At 44.1% G+C, this 16,310-nt stretch carries 14 protein-coding genes; 5 read left to right on the forward strand and 9 right to left on the reverse strand.

What is annotated here, in order from left to right; translation table 11 throughout:
* Positions 1-127 precede the first annotated feature (127 nt).
* The 4 genes from I2E70_RS03795 (at position 128) to I2E70_RS03810 (ending at position 3,849) form a co-directional block, all read left to right on the forward strand.
* Positions 128-748: a tetratricopeptide repeat protein gene (locus tag I2E70_RS03795; RefSeq protein WP_195423515.1), complete on the forward strand. Its 621-nt coding sequence runs from the start codon at positions 128-130 to the stop codon at positions 746-748.
* Positions 749-997: 249 nt separating this feature from the next.
* Entirely contained in the window at positions 998-1,228 is a 231-nt protein-coding gene (locus I2E70_RS03800; protein WP_195423584.1) for a hypothetical protein, read from the forward strand.
* 186 nt (positions 1,229-1,414) lie between these two features.
* Complete coding sequence (locus tag I2E70_RS03805; RefSeq protein ID WP_195423517.1) at positions 1,415-2,587, forward strand: hydroxymethylglutaryl-CoA synthase; 1,173 nt, start codon at positions 1,415-1,417, stop codon at positions 2,585-2,587.
* The gene (locus I2E70_RS03810; RefSeq protein WP_049490609.1) at positions 2,587-3,849 is read left to right on the forward strand and encodes a hydroxymethylglutaryl-CoA reductase, degradative; all 1,263 of its coding nucleotides are present in this window, start codon (positions 2,587-2,589) and stop codon (positions 3,847-3,849) included. Before I2E70_RS03805 ends, I2E70_RS03810 begins: the two co-directional genes overlap by 1 nt.
* A 47-nt stretch (positions 3,850-3,896) precedes the next feature.
* Here I2E70_RS03810 and I2E70_RS03815 read toward each other — a convergent pair whose 3' ends face one another.
* From I2E70_RS03815 to I2E70_RS03855, 9 genes are all read right to left on the reverse strand, one after another.
* Positions 3,897-4,724, reverse strand: coding sequence for a PrsW family glutamic-type intramembrane protease (locus I2E70_RS03815; RefSeq protein ID WP_101770618.1), 828 nt, complete (start codon positions 4,722-4,724; stop codon positions 3,897-3,899).
* Complete coding sequence (locus tag I2E70_RS03820; protein WP_031576305.1) at positions 4,717-6,378, reverse strand: C69 family dipeptidase; 1,662 nt, start codon at positions 6,376-6,378, stop codon at positions 4,717-4,719. The genes I2E70_RS03815 and I2E70_RS03820 overlap by 8 nt, the downstream gene beginning before the upstream one ends.
* Positions 6,379-6,790: 412 nt before the next feature.
* Entirely contained in the window at positions 6,791-7,795 is a 1,005-nt protein-coding gene (gene fni / locus I2E70_RS03825; RefSeq protein ID WP_195423519.1) for a type 2 isopentenyl-diphosphate Delta-isomerase, read from the reverse strand.
* Positions 7,792-8,799 (reverse strand): phosphomevalonate kinase, encoded by a 1,008-nt coding sequence (locus I2E70_RS03830; protein ID WP_049507528.1) that lies wholly within the window; start codon positions 8,797-8,799, stop codon positions 7,792-7,794. The genes fni and I2E70_RS03830 overlap by 4 nt, the downstream gene beginning before the upstream one ends.
* On the reverse strand, positions 8,789-9,739 hold the full coding sequence (gene mvaD, locus I2E70_RS03835) for a diphosphomevalonate decarboxylase (RefSeq protein WP_195423521.1): 951 nt from the start codon (positions 9,737-9,739) through the stop codon (positions 8,789-8,791). The genes I2E70_RS03830 and mvaD overlap by 11 nt, the downstream gene beginning before the upstream one ends.
* Positions 9,721-10,599, reverse strand: a complete 879-nt coding sequence (mvk, locus tag I2E70_RS03840; protein WP_195423523.1) for a mevalonate kinase — start codon at positions 10,597-10,599, stop codon at positions 9,721-9,723. The genes mvaD and mvk overlap by 19 nt, the downstream gene beginning before the upstream one ends.
* 149 nt (positions 10,600-10,748) lie before the next feature.
* The gene (locus I2E70_RS03845) at positions 10,749-11,690 is read right to left on the reverse strand and encodes a serine hydrolase domain-containing protein (RefSeq protein WP_195423525.1); all 942 of its coding nucleotides are present in this window, start codon (positions 11,688-11,690) and stop codon (positions 10,749-10,751) included.
* Between the two features lie 10 nt (positions 11,691-11,700).
* The gene (locus tag I2E70_RS03850; protein ID WP_049507521.1) at positions 11,701-12,468 is read right to left on the reverse strand and encodes a CppA N-terminal domain-containing protein; all 768 of its coding nucleotides are present in this window, start codon (positions 12,466-12,468) and stop codon (positions 11,701-11,703) included.
* Positions 12,469-12,574: 106 nt separating this feature from the next.
* Complete coding sequence (locus I2E70_RS03855) at positions 12,575-13,852, reverse strand: HdeD family acid-resistance protein (protein ID WP_023919173.1); 1,278 nt, start codon at positions 13,850-13,852, stop codon at positions 12,575-12,577.
* Positions 13,853-13,953: 101 nt separating this feature from the next.
* Here I2E70_RS03855 and I2E70_RS03860 point away from each other — a divergent pair, with 101 nt between their 5' ends.
* Positions 13,954-16,242, forward strand: coding sequence for a Xaa-Pro dipeptidyl-peptidase (locus I2E70_RS03860; protein ID WP_195423527.1), 2,289 nt, complete (start codon positions 13,954-13,956; stop codon positions 16,240-16,242).
* The last annotated feature ends 68 nt before the right edge of the window (positions 16,243-16,310 follow it).

Consider the following 16,310-nt stretch of genomic DNA (forward strand, 5'->3'; position numbering starts at 1 on the left):
TAGTAGTTATTTGGGCTTTTTGCTATACTTTAGCATAGTGGATTAAATTTATAAAGATAGGATTTAGCATATTCTTATTGAGTGATTTTATTTTATGAAGGTTGTTTATAGGTAAGGGGGAAAATAGATGGTTTCTAAAATTGATGTGGCTTGGGACTTGTTTCTGGAGGGAAAAACATCAGAAGCTAAAAAGTTGGTTGAACAAGATTTTTCCATTGATACCTGTACAGATTTTAGCCTTTTAAATCTGATGGGGTATTTATTATTGGCAGAAAAAGACTATGCCTCGTGTACCCATATCTTTGAGAAATACATTTTATTAGCTCAACAAAATGAAGATAAAGAACATGAACACATTGGATTACATCAATTAGCAATGATCTACAGAGATCAGGGTGATTTTCATAAGGCTTTAAAGCTCATTGAAAATGAAGAGGAGATAATTGAAGAGCATTTCCCCAATGATAATCTAAAGAAAGCTGTGAATAACTACGAACAAGGCTATTTGAGATTGAAATTAAACAATCTTAATGAAGCTCTTACATTCATGAATCTGTCACTGGAACAATCTTTAGAGACTGATGATGTGATTTCTCAAGCTTGTAGCTATAGAGGGTTAGGTGAAATCTATTTAGCCTTGGAAGATACGGAATTATCCAATAGACATTTCAAACGAGCTATAGAACTTTTCGAAAGTGTTGGAGAGTTTGAAGGGGTAAAGGAAATTGAGGAATTGATTAATCGATGATTTTGCATTTAGTTTTTGTTATTTGTTTGCTTAAATAAAGTACATAATTGACAATGATTAGCTCAAAAAATTTTTTGGTTACTAAAGTAATCGCTTCACTTATCTTAAAATAGTTTTTCTCCATTCAAACTAATGCAAAATAATATTCGTTTTTCAATTTCTCTAAGTGTTATCGCTTGCATTTTTACTTAAAAGGGATACAATGATAGTGAAAAAACAAATCCTTTAAAGTATGCGAGGTGCTGTATGATGATAAGCAAGTATATCAAGTATCTTCCTTGGATGATCCTAGGAACCCTCTCCTCCTATCTATTAGCAACTGATTATGCCCGCAATTCATTTGACTTGTTCTATCTGACCTTGAACTTTCTGATTGTGTACATCGCTTTAATCGTCTTCTACGAAAATGTTCTAAGAGACAAATGCAAAGAACTCTTCATACGAATCATGAGCAATCCTAAAAAAGATAAGCAAGGATAAGAGTTGAAAAGTCATCTAAGGATGGCTTTTTTTATAGATTTTCTATTTTTTCTATGAAACATTGCAAAATCGGTCCCGAGAATGATTTCCTTGCTGATCTAGTTTTTTCAAGGGAGTTTTACCCTTAAATATGGTAAAATAGTAACGAAATATACTAGTGGATATCAAATAAAAAAGAGGTTAAGAATGACAATTGGGATTGATAAGATTGGTTTTGCGACGAGCCCTTATGTCTTGCGTTTAGAAGATTTGGCTACTGCTCGTGATACCGATCCCGAAAAACTGAGCAAGGGTCTTCTCTTAAAAGAACAAAGCGTGGCACCGATCACAGAAGACATCGTCACATTGGCTGCGACTGCAGCAGATGATATTTTAACAGATGAAGATAAAGAAGCGATCGACATGGTGATTCTTGCGACAGAATCTGGAATTGACCAGAGTAAGGCTGCTGCTGTGTTTGTCCATGGCTTACTAGACATCCAGCCTTTCGCTCGCTCTTTTGAAATGAAAGAAGCCTGCTATGCTGCGACTGCTGCCTTGGATTATGCTAAACTCCATGTTGAAAAATTTCCACAGAGTAAGGTTTTGGTCATTGCCAGTGACATTGCTAAATACGGAATTGGAACTCCTGGAGAACCAACACAGGGGGCTGGAGCGGTTGCTATGCTGATCAGCCAAAATCCTCGTATTCTATCTTTTAACGATGATAATGTTGCCCAAACACGCGATGTCATGGATTTTTGGCGTCCAAATTATGCGACAACTCCCTTCGTGAATGGGATTTATTCAACGCAACAATATCTAGATTCTCTGAAAACAACCTGGGCGGAATACCAGAAACGGACTGGCCTTACCTTGACAGACTTTGCGTCCGTCTGCTTCCATTTACCTTATCCAAAATTAGCTCTCAAGGGCTTGAAAAAAATCTTGGATAAGTCAGTATCAGAAGAGAAAAAAGATCAATTACAATACAACTTTGATCAATCGATTCTATACAGCCAACGCGTGGGAAATATCTACACTGGATCTCTTTTCCTAGGCTTGCTATCACTACTGGAAAATCGTCCCCAACTCAAAGCCGGGGACCGAATCGCCCTCTTTAGCTATGGAAGTGGAGCGGTTTCTGAGATCTTTAGCGCCAATCTCGTTCCTGGTTTTGAGCAACTCTTAGATCACAAACGCATGGAAAGACTGGACCAACGTACGGTTCTTAGTGTTTCTGACTACGAACGACTATTTTATGAGGAAGTAGATCTAGATCCTAGTGGCAATCAAGTGTTTGAGCCTGCTACGCTTCAAACTTATGCTTTGACAGAGATCAAGGAACACCAACGCACTTACCAGAAAGTAGAAAAATAATGGCACGATTACCAGGTTTTGCAAAACTTTCGCCCACTGAACGCATAGAGGCCTTACTGAAGGAAGGCCTCTTAACTTGGGATGAAGCACAGATCTTAAAAGAACAAAAGGGACTCCCCCTCTCTATTGCAGATCAACTGACGGAAAATGTCTTGTCGACCTTTGATCTGCCTTTTAGCCTCGCTCCTTATTTTCTGATCAATGGTCGTGACTATGTCCTTCCTATGGTCACAGAAGAGCCTTCCGTAGTTGCTGCAGCCAGCTTTGCAGCCAAACTCATCCAACGTTCGGGCGGTTTCACCACCCAAGTGCACCAACGCCAAATGATCGGTGAGATTGCTCTGACAGATGTTAAGGATGTGGAAATGGCTAGCAAGCGCATCCTAGAAGACAAGGAAACTCTTCTTCAGCTAGCTAATGAAGCCTATCCTTCTATCGTCAAGCGTGGAGGCGGAGCAAGGGATCTTTGGGTCGAAAACAAGGGGGACTTTCTCATTGTCTACTTGGCTGTCGATCCTAAAGAGGCCATGGGGGCCAATATGCTCAACACCATGCTGGAAGCGCTGACCGATCGCATCCAAGAACTCTCTAGTGGTCAGGCCTTAATGGCGATTTTATCCAACTTGGCCACGCGCTCTTTGGTGAGTGCACGGTGCACTATCGATTTTAAAGCACTGAGTCGAAATCCTGAGGAAGCCATTGAGATTGCTCACCGGATGGAGCTAGCTAGCCAACTGGCTCAAGTGGATCCTTACCGTGCAGCCACTCATAACAAGGGAATTTTTAACGGGATTGATGCCCTGGTCCTTGCGACAGGTAATGACTGGCGGGCCATCGAAGCAGGAGCCCATGCCTATGCTGCACAAAGTGGTTCTTACAAGGGTTTGAGTCACTGGACAAGTCAGCCGGAAGAGAAAAAACTCTATGGAGAGATCACCCTACCAATGCCGGTTGCGACAAAAGGAGGCTCGATTGGCCTCAACCCAACGGTTCAAGTCAGCCACCGTTTGCTAGGAGAGCCTTCTGCTATTGAATTAGCAGGTATCATTGCTTCGCTCGGTTTAGCGCAGAATTTCGCGGCCCTCAAAGCCCTAGTCACCACAGGAATTCAAGCAGGACATATGAAACTCCAAGCACGCTCCCTAGCCCTTCTAGCAGGAGCAAAGGAAGAGGAAGTTCCCCGATTGGTTAACCAACTCCTTGAAAACAAACCCTTTAACTTAGAAAAGGCACAAACACTCTTACAAGAATTGAGAAAATAAAGAACTAAGACCGACGTCTTAGTTCTTTTGTGTTTGAAAAGATTTTCTTATTGTTTTAAAAATGGCAACTCGGGATGTTTCTTGGTATAGAGCACCACTTCGATAAAAGTCCCTACTTGGACGGCAAAGAGCAGTCCGACGAGAAGATTAATCCGATGGTCTGTTTCATAAAACGGAGAGTTCCATAAGAAGTGATTGGCTACTGTCGAGAGAACACACCAAAGCCCAAAGAGTTTTTCCTTTTGCTGGGTTACTTGAGACAACAAGAGGAAGATACCAACAGATACAACAGCTGTATAGAGGGCATGTGAAGCTAATCCACCAGAAATCCGGTTAATGGCCTCAGTAACGGCAGCTAATTGGCTGGATTTTGTTTGGCGGGCAACGTACCCTAAATCCTCAATGATTTGAAAACCAAAGCCAGAGCCCAAACCTGCAATTAGAATCGCTTTTAGATCTTTCTTGCCAACCATCAAGACAACCCAAAAGGCAACCAGAGCCTTAAAGAATTCCTCTGAAAACGGGGCCGTCAAAGCATCGGTCCACTTGTTAAAGACAGTGGCATCCTTGATCACATGGCTATTCATAATATCAATCAAGCTATTGCCTGAAAAGCTCAACCAGCCTGCTACGAAGGCTCCTCCAAACATGGCAATCCATAGGATGTAGGTCGGTACAGACAACTGCTTGGTCAATCGTTTTGAAAAGAGATAGAGTGGGATAATAATAGCAGCTAAGACCGACAAGTTTAAGACCAAATCTCTGCCGGCAGACTGGCTAAATTCTTGTTGAGAAAGATGACCGAGTTCAAACTCCAAGCCAATTCCTGCAAACAGTAGAAAAAGATAGATTGAGGCTCTTTGAATTTTAGTCATCTTGTTTTCCTCCCTTTTGTTTCTTTGAGCGAATCAGGTAGATCACAATCGCTAGAAGGGTTGCCCCGAACAAGCCTGCTGCTAGAATGTAATCATAGTCAAAATCAACGAGATCAATCTTCTCTTCATAAGCAGCATCTTCTTCGTCATCTAGATCCTGCAGGGCACTTTTTCCGTGTTCATCTGCTACCTTTTGTTCTGCTTCTTTTCTGATTTCTTGCAAGCGTTCGAAGGTTTTCTCAGCTCTTGCCAAGCTTTCCTCTGTTGCCTTCTCACTAGCTTCTTCAGGCTGAGAAGCAAGGGCAATTTGTTCCTTATCACTCAGATCTTGTTCGACCATCCACTGAGACTCCAACCGTTCCATTTCAGTACGAATCGCCCCATCTTCGAATAAATCTGGATACTTGGCCACAAGGTCATTGATTCTTGAAATGGTCCAATACCAAGAGCGATCATTGTAATGATCCCCTAATTCTTGGTAGGCTTGATAGGTGTTGAGAATATTGCCATAGTAGGGTAGATATGGAGCATTTCGTGGACTACCCATCGACAGCCACATGGTGCCCCCACCCGCACTCGCTGGGACATCGTCTTTCAGTTGGAAAATATGGGCCTCCATGACATTTGGATTGGAAATAGGGTATTTATAAACCGCATCAAACTCCCCTTTTTTCGGAATACCTTTTCCATCCAGCTCCATTTGATCCTGTGGTTTATATTTGGTTCCTTCCAAACGATTGCGTTGGAGATTCATAGCATCGCGGAGAGTTAATTTCCGATCGGTTGTATGAAGAAGGTCAAAGGACGCATCGTCATATTTAACAGGAGAGCTTGGGTCTAGCGATTTGATTCCCGACCAAACCCGAGAGCGATCTGCTTCTTGCAAAGGCGGATTATAGGATTGAGAAACGTGGAATTTTCCGTCCACTTCCTTATAGCTATTGGCTTCTTTGGCGACTTTTTCAAGATCTTTTGAAGCGATCGTGCGTTCGGTATCCGACAGATCTACATGCCCTAAGAAGAAGGTATTTGGAAAGACAGCAAACCTATCCTCTGGGAAGAGAATCGCTGCATATTGATGGCCAGATAGGATTTCCATATACCAGACGCCTTCTTTATCGGCAATGGTCACAATATTTCCTTCTGCAGCGCCTTTTTCTTCGACGATTTTAGCAATGAGTTCAACCCCTTCTCTTGCGGTTTTCACACTAGGGAGAACGATACTAGTCAAGCCCGATTCTGCGAGGCCATCCTTGACATAGGGATCCACTTTTTGGATCTTGTCATTTGCTGAAGCAGATACAGTGGCAGAAATGGAAACCCCATATTCATTGAATCCTGCTTCGTCAAAAATTCCCTGATCAGGGGTGACATCTGGAACCGCTGTATACTTATAGCTAATCTCAGGTAAGGGATATTGAAAACCGTTGGCAGCATCCTCAAAGATGGCTCCTTTTTTATTGTAGACACGCTCTCTGACCACAAAATTTTTATTATGGTTGGGCTCTAAATCTTCGGTACGACCTACCAAGGTCGAACCGTCGGCCGTCAGTTTCTTCCCGATGATGAACCCTGTACAAGCCTCAACAGGTTGAGCAATCAACAAAAGCGGAAGCAAGGCTGCTACAGCTGATCGAAAATAGTGCTTCTTCATCCTAAACTCCTTTTTAAAAATGTTTTTCCTTATTTAGTATACTCTTTTACAAGCCTATTTTGCAAGCGATTCCAGCAACCGTAAACGATTCGTAAACTATCAGAATTTTTGAGGAGAACACTTTTTCAAAAAAAAGAAAAAATTGGCTTATTTTGTCAATCCTAAACGAATAGGAACTAATTTTTAAGTAAAATAAGTTAAGTGATTCTTCAAAGAACTATAAAAGAGTTCTAATTTTCAAAATGAATCATAATATACGAAAACTTTCCGCCGTGAGAAAAGTGCCTGAAACGTTTTTGTTTCAGGCACTCGGGAGTTTTGAAACCTTAGGTTCAAAACTAAGTCATGGAACTTCGTAGAAGTTCGCTGACGTCCGTACTCACCTAAGGAAAGTTTCTAAAATGATTTTTCTTCATTTTTTCTGTTGCTGAGCTTGCCATAACTTTCCATAGAGGAGATAGTCGACTTCACGGACCTCTTTCAGGTTCTGACAACCGAGCGCACAAAGGAGCAATCTGAGGTCTTCTTTCCAGCCTTGGACAATGGCGATTACTTCTTCAATACTCTTAGTCTCTACCATCTCAAGAAAAACGCGGGAAAGTCCTACGCCACGTGCTCCAAGGGCCAAGGCCTTGACCATATCAAGAGGATGACGGATGCCCCCACTTGCGAGGACCTCAACCTGATCCATCTGATCCTGTAACTGTAAGAGACACTGCGCAGTTGATTGTCCCCAATCATCCAGATAAGCGCGATTGCCACCACGACGATTCTCAATATAGGCAAAACTAGTTCCACCACGACCAGAAATATCGACGGTTTTGATCCCAGCATCTAGCGCAGCCTGAACTGTTTTGGGATCCATACCAAAGCCGACTTCCTTCAGGACTACAGGTACTGGAAAGCCCTGCCCATAGCTCTTGAGATGGTCTTTCCAAGTGTGGAAACTCCGCTCCCCTTCAGGCATGAGCAACTCTTGCATCAGATTCACATGGACTTGAAGAAAGAGAGGGTGTAGCTCTTCCACTGTTCGCAAGCCCAAATCTGGCTCTTTATCGATGCCAATGTTGGTCGCTAAAAGAAGATGAGGATGGTCTTTTTTGACCGCATACGATTGATCGTTCGGATCCTTCAGCCCTGCGCTGTAAGAGCCAGTCACAAAGAGAAGCCCACAGGCTTCGGCTACTGCTGCCAACTTTTGATTGATCTCTTTGGCTCGTTTACTCCCGCCTGTCATGGCATTGATGTAAAAAGGAAACTCCCAATCACGCCCTGCGAAATGGGTTGTCAAATCAATCTCCGCTAGATCCACAAGGGGGAGGGATCGGTGAATCAGCTCGATCTCATCAAAGCTATTATAGGAGGAGCTTTGCTCCAAGGCATAACGAATATGCTGGTCTTTTCGATTTTCGCTCACGAATCTCCCATCCTTTCTTGGTAAATGACTTCAATATTCTTTTTCTTCCAGCGGTCTATCAAGGTCTGAGTCTCAACTGGATCAAAACTAAGGGCGATCCCACAGTCGCCTCCTCCAGCACCACTGGATTTGGCACAGGCAAAAAGGCCCTCTGTCGATTCTTGTAGCTCTTTTAGAGCTGGGGTATAGATCAAAGGGTTCAAAGACTTTAGGTTCTTATCGGCGCGTTTGATACTGGTCTCAATGTCCTTTTGGTTCCCTTCACGGAGGCCTTTTTCAAGATTTTTCACTGCGCTCTGGCTCTCCTTGAGAAAGTCTTCCTTGATCGCTCCCTTGACCTGACGGATCAAATCACTTGAAATCGCTGGTTCCTTGGTCCAACCAACCAGAAAATCATAAGAGATGGCTGGCTGGATCGAGCAGATCTGGTAGTCCCAATCCAGGTCTAAAACTTGTGAAAGAGGCTGAGAAGTCAAGACTTCATGCAACCAAGCCCGATCAAAGGATTGGTAATAAATCAAGTCCTCGTAAGCGATACAAGCCAAATCGCCCATGGAACCATTGTCCCCTCTTTGCACCAAGACCACTGCTGCTAGTCGAAAGAGCAGATCTGGATTTAAGTCTAACTCATACAGAGCAGCCATGGCCTTGATCACGAGCAAGACCACACTTCCGCTGGAACCAATCCCATACTTTTTCCCCTCTTCGCCCAGTGTTCCTCTAAGGTGAAGATCAAAGGGTTTAGGGGCTATCCCCTGATCTTTCAGCCACTCTTCCATAAGCTGAATAGTCTCTTGAATCAAGGCGTAGTCCTTATTTGGGGTCAAATCTACCTTGTAACCAAAAAGGTCTGAGGCTAGCTGGTAGGCTGTTGCTTCTTGGATGGTAGCTGATAGATAAATGGGGATAAACTGAATCACTGCCCCATAGCCAGGTGTTAGCACCGCGTATTCTCCAGCTAGATAGAGCTTACCTCCAGTCTGTACCTGATACTTAGTCTTCATCTTGAGGGTCCTTTGTTTTAGATACGATGGTCCGATAGCGGGCATCAAATAAAGGCACCAGCTGATCCAAGTCTTCTTCTAAACAGAGAACCTTAACATTCGGCCCTGCATCCATGGTAAAGTAACAAGCATGGCCTGCAGCGCGAAGCTCACGGACAAAGTCCATAGCTTTGTGGCTTTCTTCTGTCAAGTAGCTAAAGGCTGGAGTGGCTGTTCTAGTCGTCGCATGCATAGCAAGGGCATTGCGCTCTGTCAGCTGACCGACATGTTCAAAATTATTGCCAGCTAGATAGTCCAGCATATCCTTATAATCTTGTCTAGACTCTTCGATCCATTCTTTGAAATTAGTCGAAGTCTCCATGCAGCGTTTCATCCCTTCCCGGCTGGAAACGGGCTTTTGCTTGTCATTGAGAACCAGCATGATCATAGCCAGTTTCAGGTCTGTTTTAACCTTATAAATTTCTCCACTTTCTTTGTCCCAGGCTGCTAAGGGTCCAAAGAAAGACCGTGAAGAAGAACCCGAAGCAAACTTGGCTTTTTGAACTAATTCCTCCTGACTCAAGCCCAAATCATAATACCGATTGCAAGCCTTGACGAGAGCAGAGAGACCACTCGAGCTAGAGGACAAGCCTGCTGCTGTTGGCATGTTGTTGCTGGTATCCACTCGAACAAATCCCGCTTCATTTGCTGGCTTCAAGCCATCAATCACAGCTCCAATTTTGGCTTTCTCAGCTGGATTTTGGAATTCCCCATCGATGTAAAATTCATGCGCAGTCGCATTTGCTGGCAAGGGAGAGAGACTGGTCTCTGTATACATATTTTCTAAGGTCAACGAAATCGAACTGGTCGAAGGGACCATCTGTTTGGCATCTTCTTTTCCCCAGTATTTGATAATCGCGATATTGGCATAGGACTTAGCCTTTACAGGTTTTCGATCCATGTATGGTGCGCTCCTTCTTTTTCTAATGCATGAGCAATGGTTGCTGCTTCACGAGAATCCTTGACGAGGGCAATCACACAGCCACCAAGACCGCCTCCGCTCATTTTAGCGCCTAAGGCCCCATTCTCAAGGGCAACGGCAACCAGGTGGTCTGCTTCAACACAGCTGACACCCACGGCTCTCAAGTGCTCATGGCAAGTAGTCAAAGCCTGTCCTAGGTTCGTTAGATCATTCATTTTCAGAGCCTCTTCCACCTGCTGAGTCAACTGACCAATCTCATGGAAATGGGGCAAAACTTCCTGCCCCTTGGCTTCCACCTTTTGAATCGCCTCACGGGTATTGCCGTGAATCCCCGTATCCGCAATCACCAAGCTCGCTTTTATCCCCAGCTCCAGCGGGTAAAAGCCGACATTCCGGATGAATTTAATGGCTTGATCACTCAAACAAGTCTTGGCATCGAGCCCACTTGGATTCATATGGGCAATGGTTTCTGCTCGATTGACCAGGATTTCTAAGGTCTCATCATCCAGCTTCTCTTGATAATAGTCAAAGACTGCACGAATGGCTGCGATACTCACCGCCGCAGACGATCCCATCCCCCGTTTTTCCGGTACCATGGACTGAATGCGACAGCGAATCCGGGCCTCGCGAATCCCGAGGTGCTCAAGAGACGCAAAAACCGCCATGGACAAGGTGTCATCTTCAAACAAAATCCATGGACTGTCTGCCGGGACGATCTGGCAGATCACTTCGATATGATGGAGTGGCAAAGCAATAGCCGGATAACCATAGACCACCGCATGCTCTCCAATTAAGATAATTTTACTATGCGCCCTTCCGACGCCTATCTCTTTGTTCATATTCATCTCGCTCTATTAAGGTCATTACTATTTTAATATAAATCAGACAAAAAAGCGATGCTTTTGAAGGAAATCCAACCTAAGACGGAGTTGAGTTCTATCTGACAGATAGCAAAAAGGCCAGGATCCATCATCCTAGCCTTCCATTTCTATTTTTCACATTCTTGTTTGATCAGGTCCATCAAGGAGTTACGGTCCAGGATCCATTGGGCCCGTTCGTCCTTCTCATAGGTCCGGTTGGACAAAAAGATCACAGCTTCCTGCCTCTTTCGATTGTACATGATGAAGGTTCCTGTATAGCCCGTATGATCCAACCAGTCCCCCTCTAGATTCCATCCGATAGCGCGGGTCTTGCCCTCTTCACGCGCAAAATTCTGAGACAAGTCACGCGCAAAATCATCCTTCAGATAGTGCTCTAAGAAGCGCTCTAGATCTGGAACAGTTGAAAAAAGTCCAGCACTTCCCGCATGACAGCCCAATACTCTCGCTTTTGGATCATGGACACTTCCAGAAGCCACTCCACGAACCGTTGGCACCGCCTTTTCGACCGGTCCAAACCGTGTCTCCGTCATCTTCCAAGGTGTAAAAATCAGCTCTTCAAATAAACGATCCAAGGGCTGGTGAAACCTGTCTTCTAACCAAAAGCCCAGCAGAAGAAAATTGACGTCGGTATAATGAAAACTCTTGTCTTTTTTTAACTGCAAATTTTCAAGGGCTGTTTTCAACTGTCTCGCATCCAATTGATCCCGGTTGGGGATAAAAGGATCGAGCCCAGAAGTATGGGTCAAGAGTTCCCGAATGGTCGTCTTCTCATGAGCAAAACGTGGGTAAAGCTCTCTAAAGGGGCGATCGAGCGGAAGCTCCCCTTTCGCATACAGAAAGGCACAGATGGTAGCGACTCCGACGACCTTGCTGACACTGGCCAAATCATAGACCAGGTCAGCCACTACTGGCTCTCCTTTTTCAGGGTCCGCAAGTCCTAGATAGTGCTCACTCCACTGACCATCGCGGTAAAGCGCAAGAGAGGCACCTGGATAGATGCCTTCTTGGATTTGTTCGGTAATTTTTTCGATGATTGTATTCACGCTCATCACTCCATTCTTATTCTTCATAAGAAATATGGACCTGATCTTGATTGGCTTCAAACCAGAGTTCGATCTGACTTGGATCCTTGGAAATCAAGAAAGTTCCCTTACGGTGCACAAAATCGACAGCTTCTCCCAAGCTTTCTTTCAGAACTTCCACATCAAAAGGAGCCAATTCGACCTTGATCATGCCCAAATCCCAAGTGACTTTGTTCTCAACTTGGAGATCTTCTCCTCGGGCTTCCTGTAAATGGATAAAGTGGGCCAAAGCTGGCAAGTTGCTATAGAACTTCTCAGACTCAGCAAAATCGGCCACATTAACCTCAAGAAAGTCCACATCAAAGCTCGTCAAACCTTTGAAATCTTCTGGCACGTCAACAAGAGGCGCTTTCTCCAAAGGTTCTAGGCTTTCAAGATTTTCTTCAGCATGCACGAAAATGGTATCTCCTTGAGGAGACACAACTTCAAAGGCGCGACCATTAGCTCCTTGGTAAAGGGCGCTTGTTTCTGGCTGGCGGGCCAACAAATAATCAATTTCTTGAGCTTGTGCCACTTTCACCACAATGCGACCCAATTTCTTTGGACCTTCGACCTTACGCGAACGCATACTCGGTGACTCTTCTAAGACGATTTTTTCTACTTTTGAGGCATCCCCTAAAGATAGGAGAGCTCCTTCTTCCACTAATACTTTCATTCCCAATGTCTCTTCATAAAAGCGTTGATTGACATTTCGGTTATTCACTTTCAAGACTGGGATCACTCTTACGATCTGATTTGCTGTCATACTTTCCTCCAAGCACTTTTTATTGTAAAAGATTTTCTGGCTTTTTACAAGAAATCTTGTGCAAAAAAGACAGATTTTTCAAAAATAAAAATCTGTCTTTCTTTTTTTAGTATACTGTTCGTGTATGGACCCGCCCGTTTGGAGCTTCAAATTCGTATTCTAAGTAATCCTGATAGGTCCCTGGTGCAATCACTCCACGCACATCTAATACAGCCGTTCCTGCCTGTCCCACAATGGAATCTGCTAACAGGCAGCAATTAGTAGACAGAACAAAGTAAGATTTAAAACGCGAAGAAGTAAATTTATATAGCTCAGCCCCTAAATCATATTTCAATTTGTAAGCGTAGGTCGGCTGACCGTCTTCCAGTAACCTCCTAGGTGGATCCCAAGGTTCTAACAACTGATCAATTTCAGCTAGACGCTTCTCTACTGCCTGATTCTCTTCTTCGGTAAGGGATAGGCTGTAGCCAAACAGCGTCTTTTGACTCTCTTTTTTACATAGTTCGATGTATGGTTCCTTATCCACTTTAAACAGTACGCCATCCCCAATCGTCCCAAATAGACGCTCTGAAAAGGGATCGTAACTTCCGTAAGAAATGACCTTCCCCTGATAACAAATATCTACATGCCCAATCGCTCCAAATAAGTTGCTGTCAGAAGTATGAACCAAAATTTCTAATTCCCTTGCCTCTTCTTCTTTTTTCACCAATCGATAAGGGCCTGTGTGTCCCGCCGAGCTCCCTTTTTGAAGAAACTGGTTAAACCGTTTTAACTCCTTAGCAGGGATAAAGGCTGCAAAGATAACCGGTAGGCTAATACGAAAGCGACGTTTTAACTCTTGGCCTTGTTGGTCTTTGTCAAATAAAATACCATCTCGAATATTAGAAATCCCCAACAAGACCAGATAAGCCCCCAAGAGGATAAATTGGAAGTGCCCATCTGAACCAGGTTCCAAGACAGTTGCTAGACCAAGCCCACCGTTTAAAAGCGCATCCCATAAATAGAGCCAGCCTCCTTTTACCCGATTGGCCTTATAAAGCCAAAATGTGATCCCATAGACAATGGCACTCCCCAACTGATATGCCCCTAAACAAATCACAACTAAGTTTACGGGCAGACTACTCAGTCGATTCAACCAGATCAACGCAAGTGAAAGAAAAATAAACCAAATAGAGTGGCTATAGGAAATAGACTTGCTACGTAACAAAAAGCGAAGAAGAAAGCTTCCTAGTCCATCAACTAAAAAGTAAATGGCTAATAGATCCAAGGAAAATTTGGTGAAACCAACGCCGTTTCGAAAAATGAGAATCCCAAAAATGACGGCAAGAACCCCAAACAATAAGGTCCGTCTTCTTGCAACTTGTTCAAAAGATATTTTTTTCAATATTCCTTCTCCTTATAGACGAAAGGTCTTTAGACAAATACTATTTTATCAAGTATAATATAAGAAGTAAAGAAAAAAGAAACTGATAAAAGGAGCAGTCTATGAAATACAATCAATATAGCTATCTATCTGTTGACCAAAAAGACATTCTTAAGGAACTAAAAGAAATTGGGTTTGACCTTCCCACCCACCTCCCAGAAAAAGAACTGTTTGAATGGTTTGTCCGCAAGGTTTACTTCACCTATAAAGATACAGATTATCCCCTCTCTAACCTAGTGGTGGATTCTAAAACAGACTTTTTAACGTATATCCAATCTGACTGCGAATGGTCTCCGAACATTTTTTACACAGTAGCCCTCCAATTACTCGGTTTCCGCTATTTTATTGATTTTGAAGATACGGATAGCTTCTTGAAAGAAGTCCAATTTCCGATTGAGTATGGAAACTTGGTAGAAAACCTCTATCACCTTCTCAATACTCGAACAGTAAAAGGAAATTTACTCATCGATCAGTTGGTCAGCGATGGCTTGATTCCTGAAGATAACCAGTATCACTATTTTAACGGCAAGAGCCTCGCAACCTTTACGAGCCATGATGCCATCCGCGAGGTCGTCTATGTGGAAAGTCGGGTCGATACCGACAAAGATGGTCTGCCAGACTTGGTCAAGGTCAGCATTATCCGTCCTCGCTATGAAGGCAAGATTCCAGCTGTTATGACCGCAAGTCCTTATCACCAAGGGACCAACGATAAGGCCAGCGACAAGGCCCTCTACAATATGAATGTCGACCTCGAGGTCAAAGAACCTCATACCATTCAAGTAGAAGTACCTCAATTAGAATTGGTGGATCCTGTCGGTTCAGCTGAGCTAGTCGATGAAGCTGAAGAAACTCTCACCCATATCAATTCCAGCTATACCCTCAACGACTACCTCCTTCCACGCGGCTACGCTAATCTCTACGTATCTGGAGTGGGGACAAAAGATTCGCAAGGCTTGATGACCAATGGAAATTACCAACAAATCGAAGCCTACAAGAACGTTATCGACTGGCTCAATGGCCGTTGCCGGGCCTTTACAGATCACACACGCAAACGCCAAGTCAAAGCTGATTGGTCTAATGGAAAGGTCGCAACCACCGGGATCTCTTACCTTGGAACCATGTCTAACGGCCTTGCGACCACAGGTGTGGACGGTCTTGAAGTCATCATTGCAGAGGCTGGGATCTCTTCTTGGTACAACTACTACCGCGAAAACGGCCTCGTGACAAGTCCTGGTGGCTATCCAGGTGAAGATTTTGATTCCCTTGCCGAATTAACCTACTCGCGCAACCTTCTGGGTGGGGATTATTTACACCACAATGCGGCCCACCAAGCCGATCTTGATCGCGTCAAAAAAGAGCTGGACCGAGCTTCTGGAGACTACAATCAATTCTGGCACGATCGCAATTATCTCCTACATGCTGATCGAGTCCAAGCAGAGGTGGTCTTTACCCATGGTTCCCAAGACTGGAACGTCAAACCGCTTCACGTCTTTAACATGTTCCAAGCCCTTCCAGCAAGCATTAAGAAACACCTCTTCTACCACAATGGTGCCCATGTCTACCTCAACAACTGGCAATCCATTGACTTCCGTGAGAGCATGAATGCCCTTCTCTCTAAAAAATTGCTGGGCTACGATTCAAGCTATGAGTTGCCAACTGTCATTTGGCAGGACAATACAGGAGAACAAAGTTGGACTTCCTTGGATGATTTTGGCAATCAAACAAGTCTACGGACCTTCCTACTCGGAGATGGTGAAAAAGTCATCCAAAACCGCTATGCAACGGAAGATTACGAGCGCTATGGTAAGGCTTATCCGACCTTCTTAAGCGATCTCTACCAAGACAAGGCACAACAGGTGACCATCGATCTTCCAATCGAAGAAGACCTGCACCTCAACGGAAAAGCTCGCCTTCACCTACGACTGCACTCCAGCACCAATAAAGGCCTTCTCTCAGCCCAACTCTTAGAGCTTGGAAGCAAGAAATACCTCCAACCCTATCCTGCAGTCTTATCGGTCCGTACGCTGGATAACGGTCGCTACCATATGCTAGACAACTTGACCGAGTTGCCATTCAAGGAAGCGGGCCAACGAATGATTTCGAAAGGTTATCTCAACCTCCAAAACCGGCATGACCTCTTAGAAGTTGAGGCCGTAACGCCAGGCGAGTGGATGGAATTTGACTTTGAACTCCAACCAACCATCTACAAGCTCGAAAAAGGCGCAACCCTTCGCCTGGTCCTTTACACGACGGACTTTGAAATCACTGTGCGTGATCAAACCGATTACCAACTCACCATCGACTTAGCACAATCAAGCCTCCATCTTCCTGAAATGACAGAGGCCCACTAATCGTGGTATCAAGGCTTAGCCTTTCTTTGCTTCATTTGACAGCTTAGCCTACTTATGTTACTATCAAA

The sequence above is a fragment of the Streptococcus parasanguinis genome (assembly GCF_015556095.1).
Taxonomy (GTDB): Bacteria; Bacillota; Bacilli; order Lactobacillales; family Streptococcaceae; genus Streptococcus; species Streptococcus parasanguinis_Q.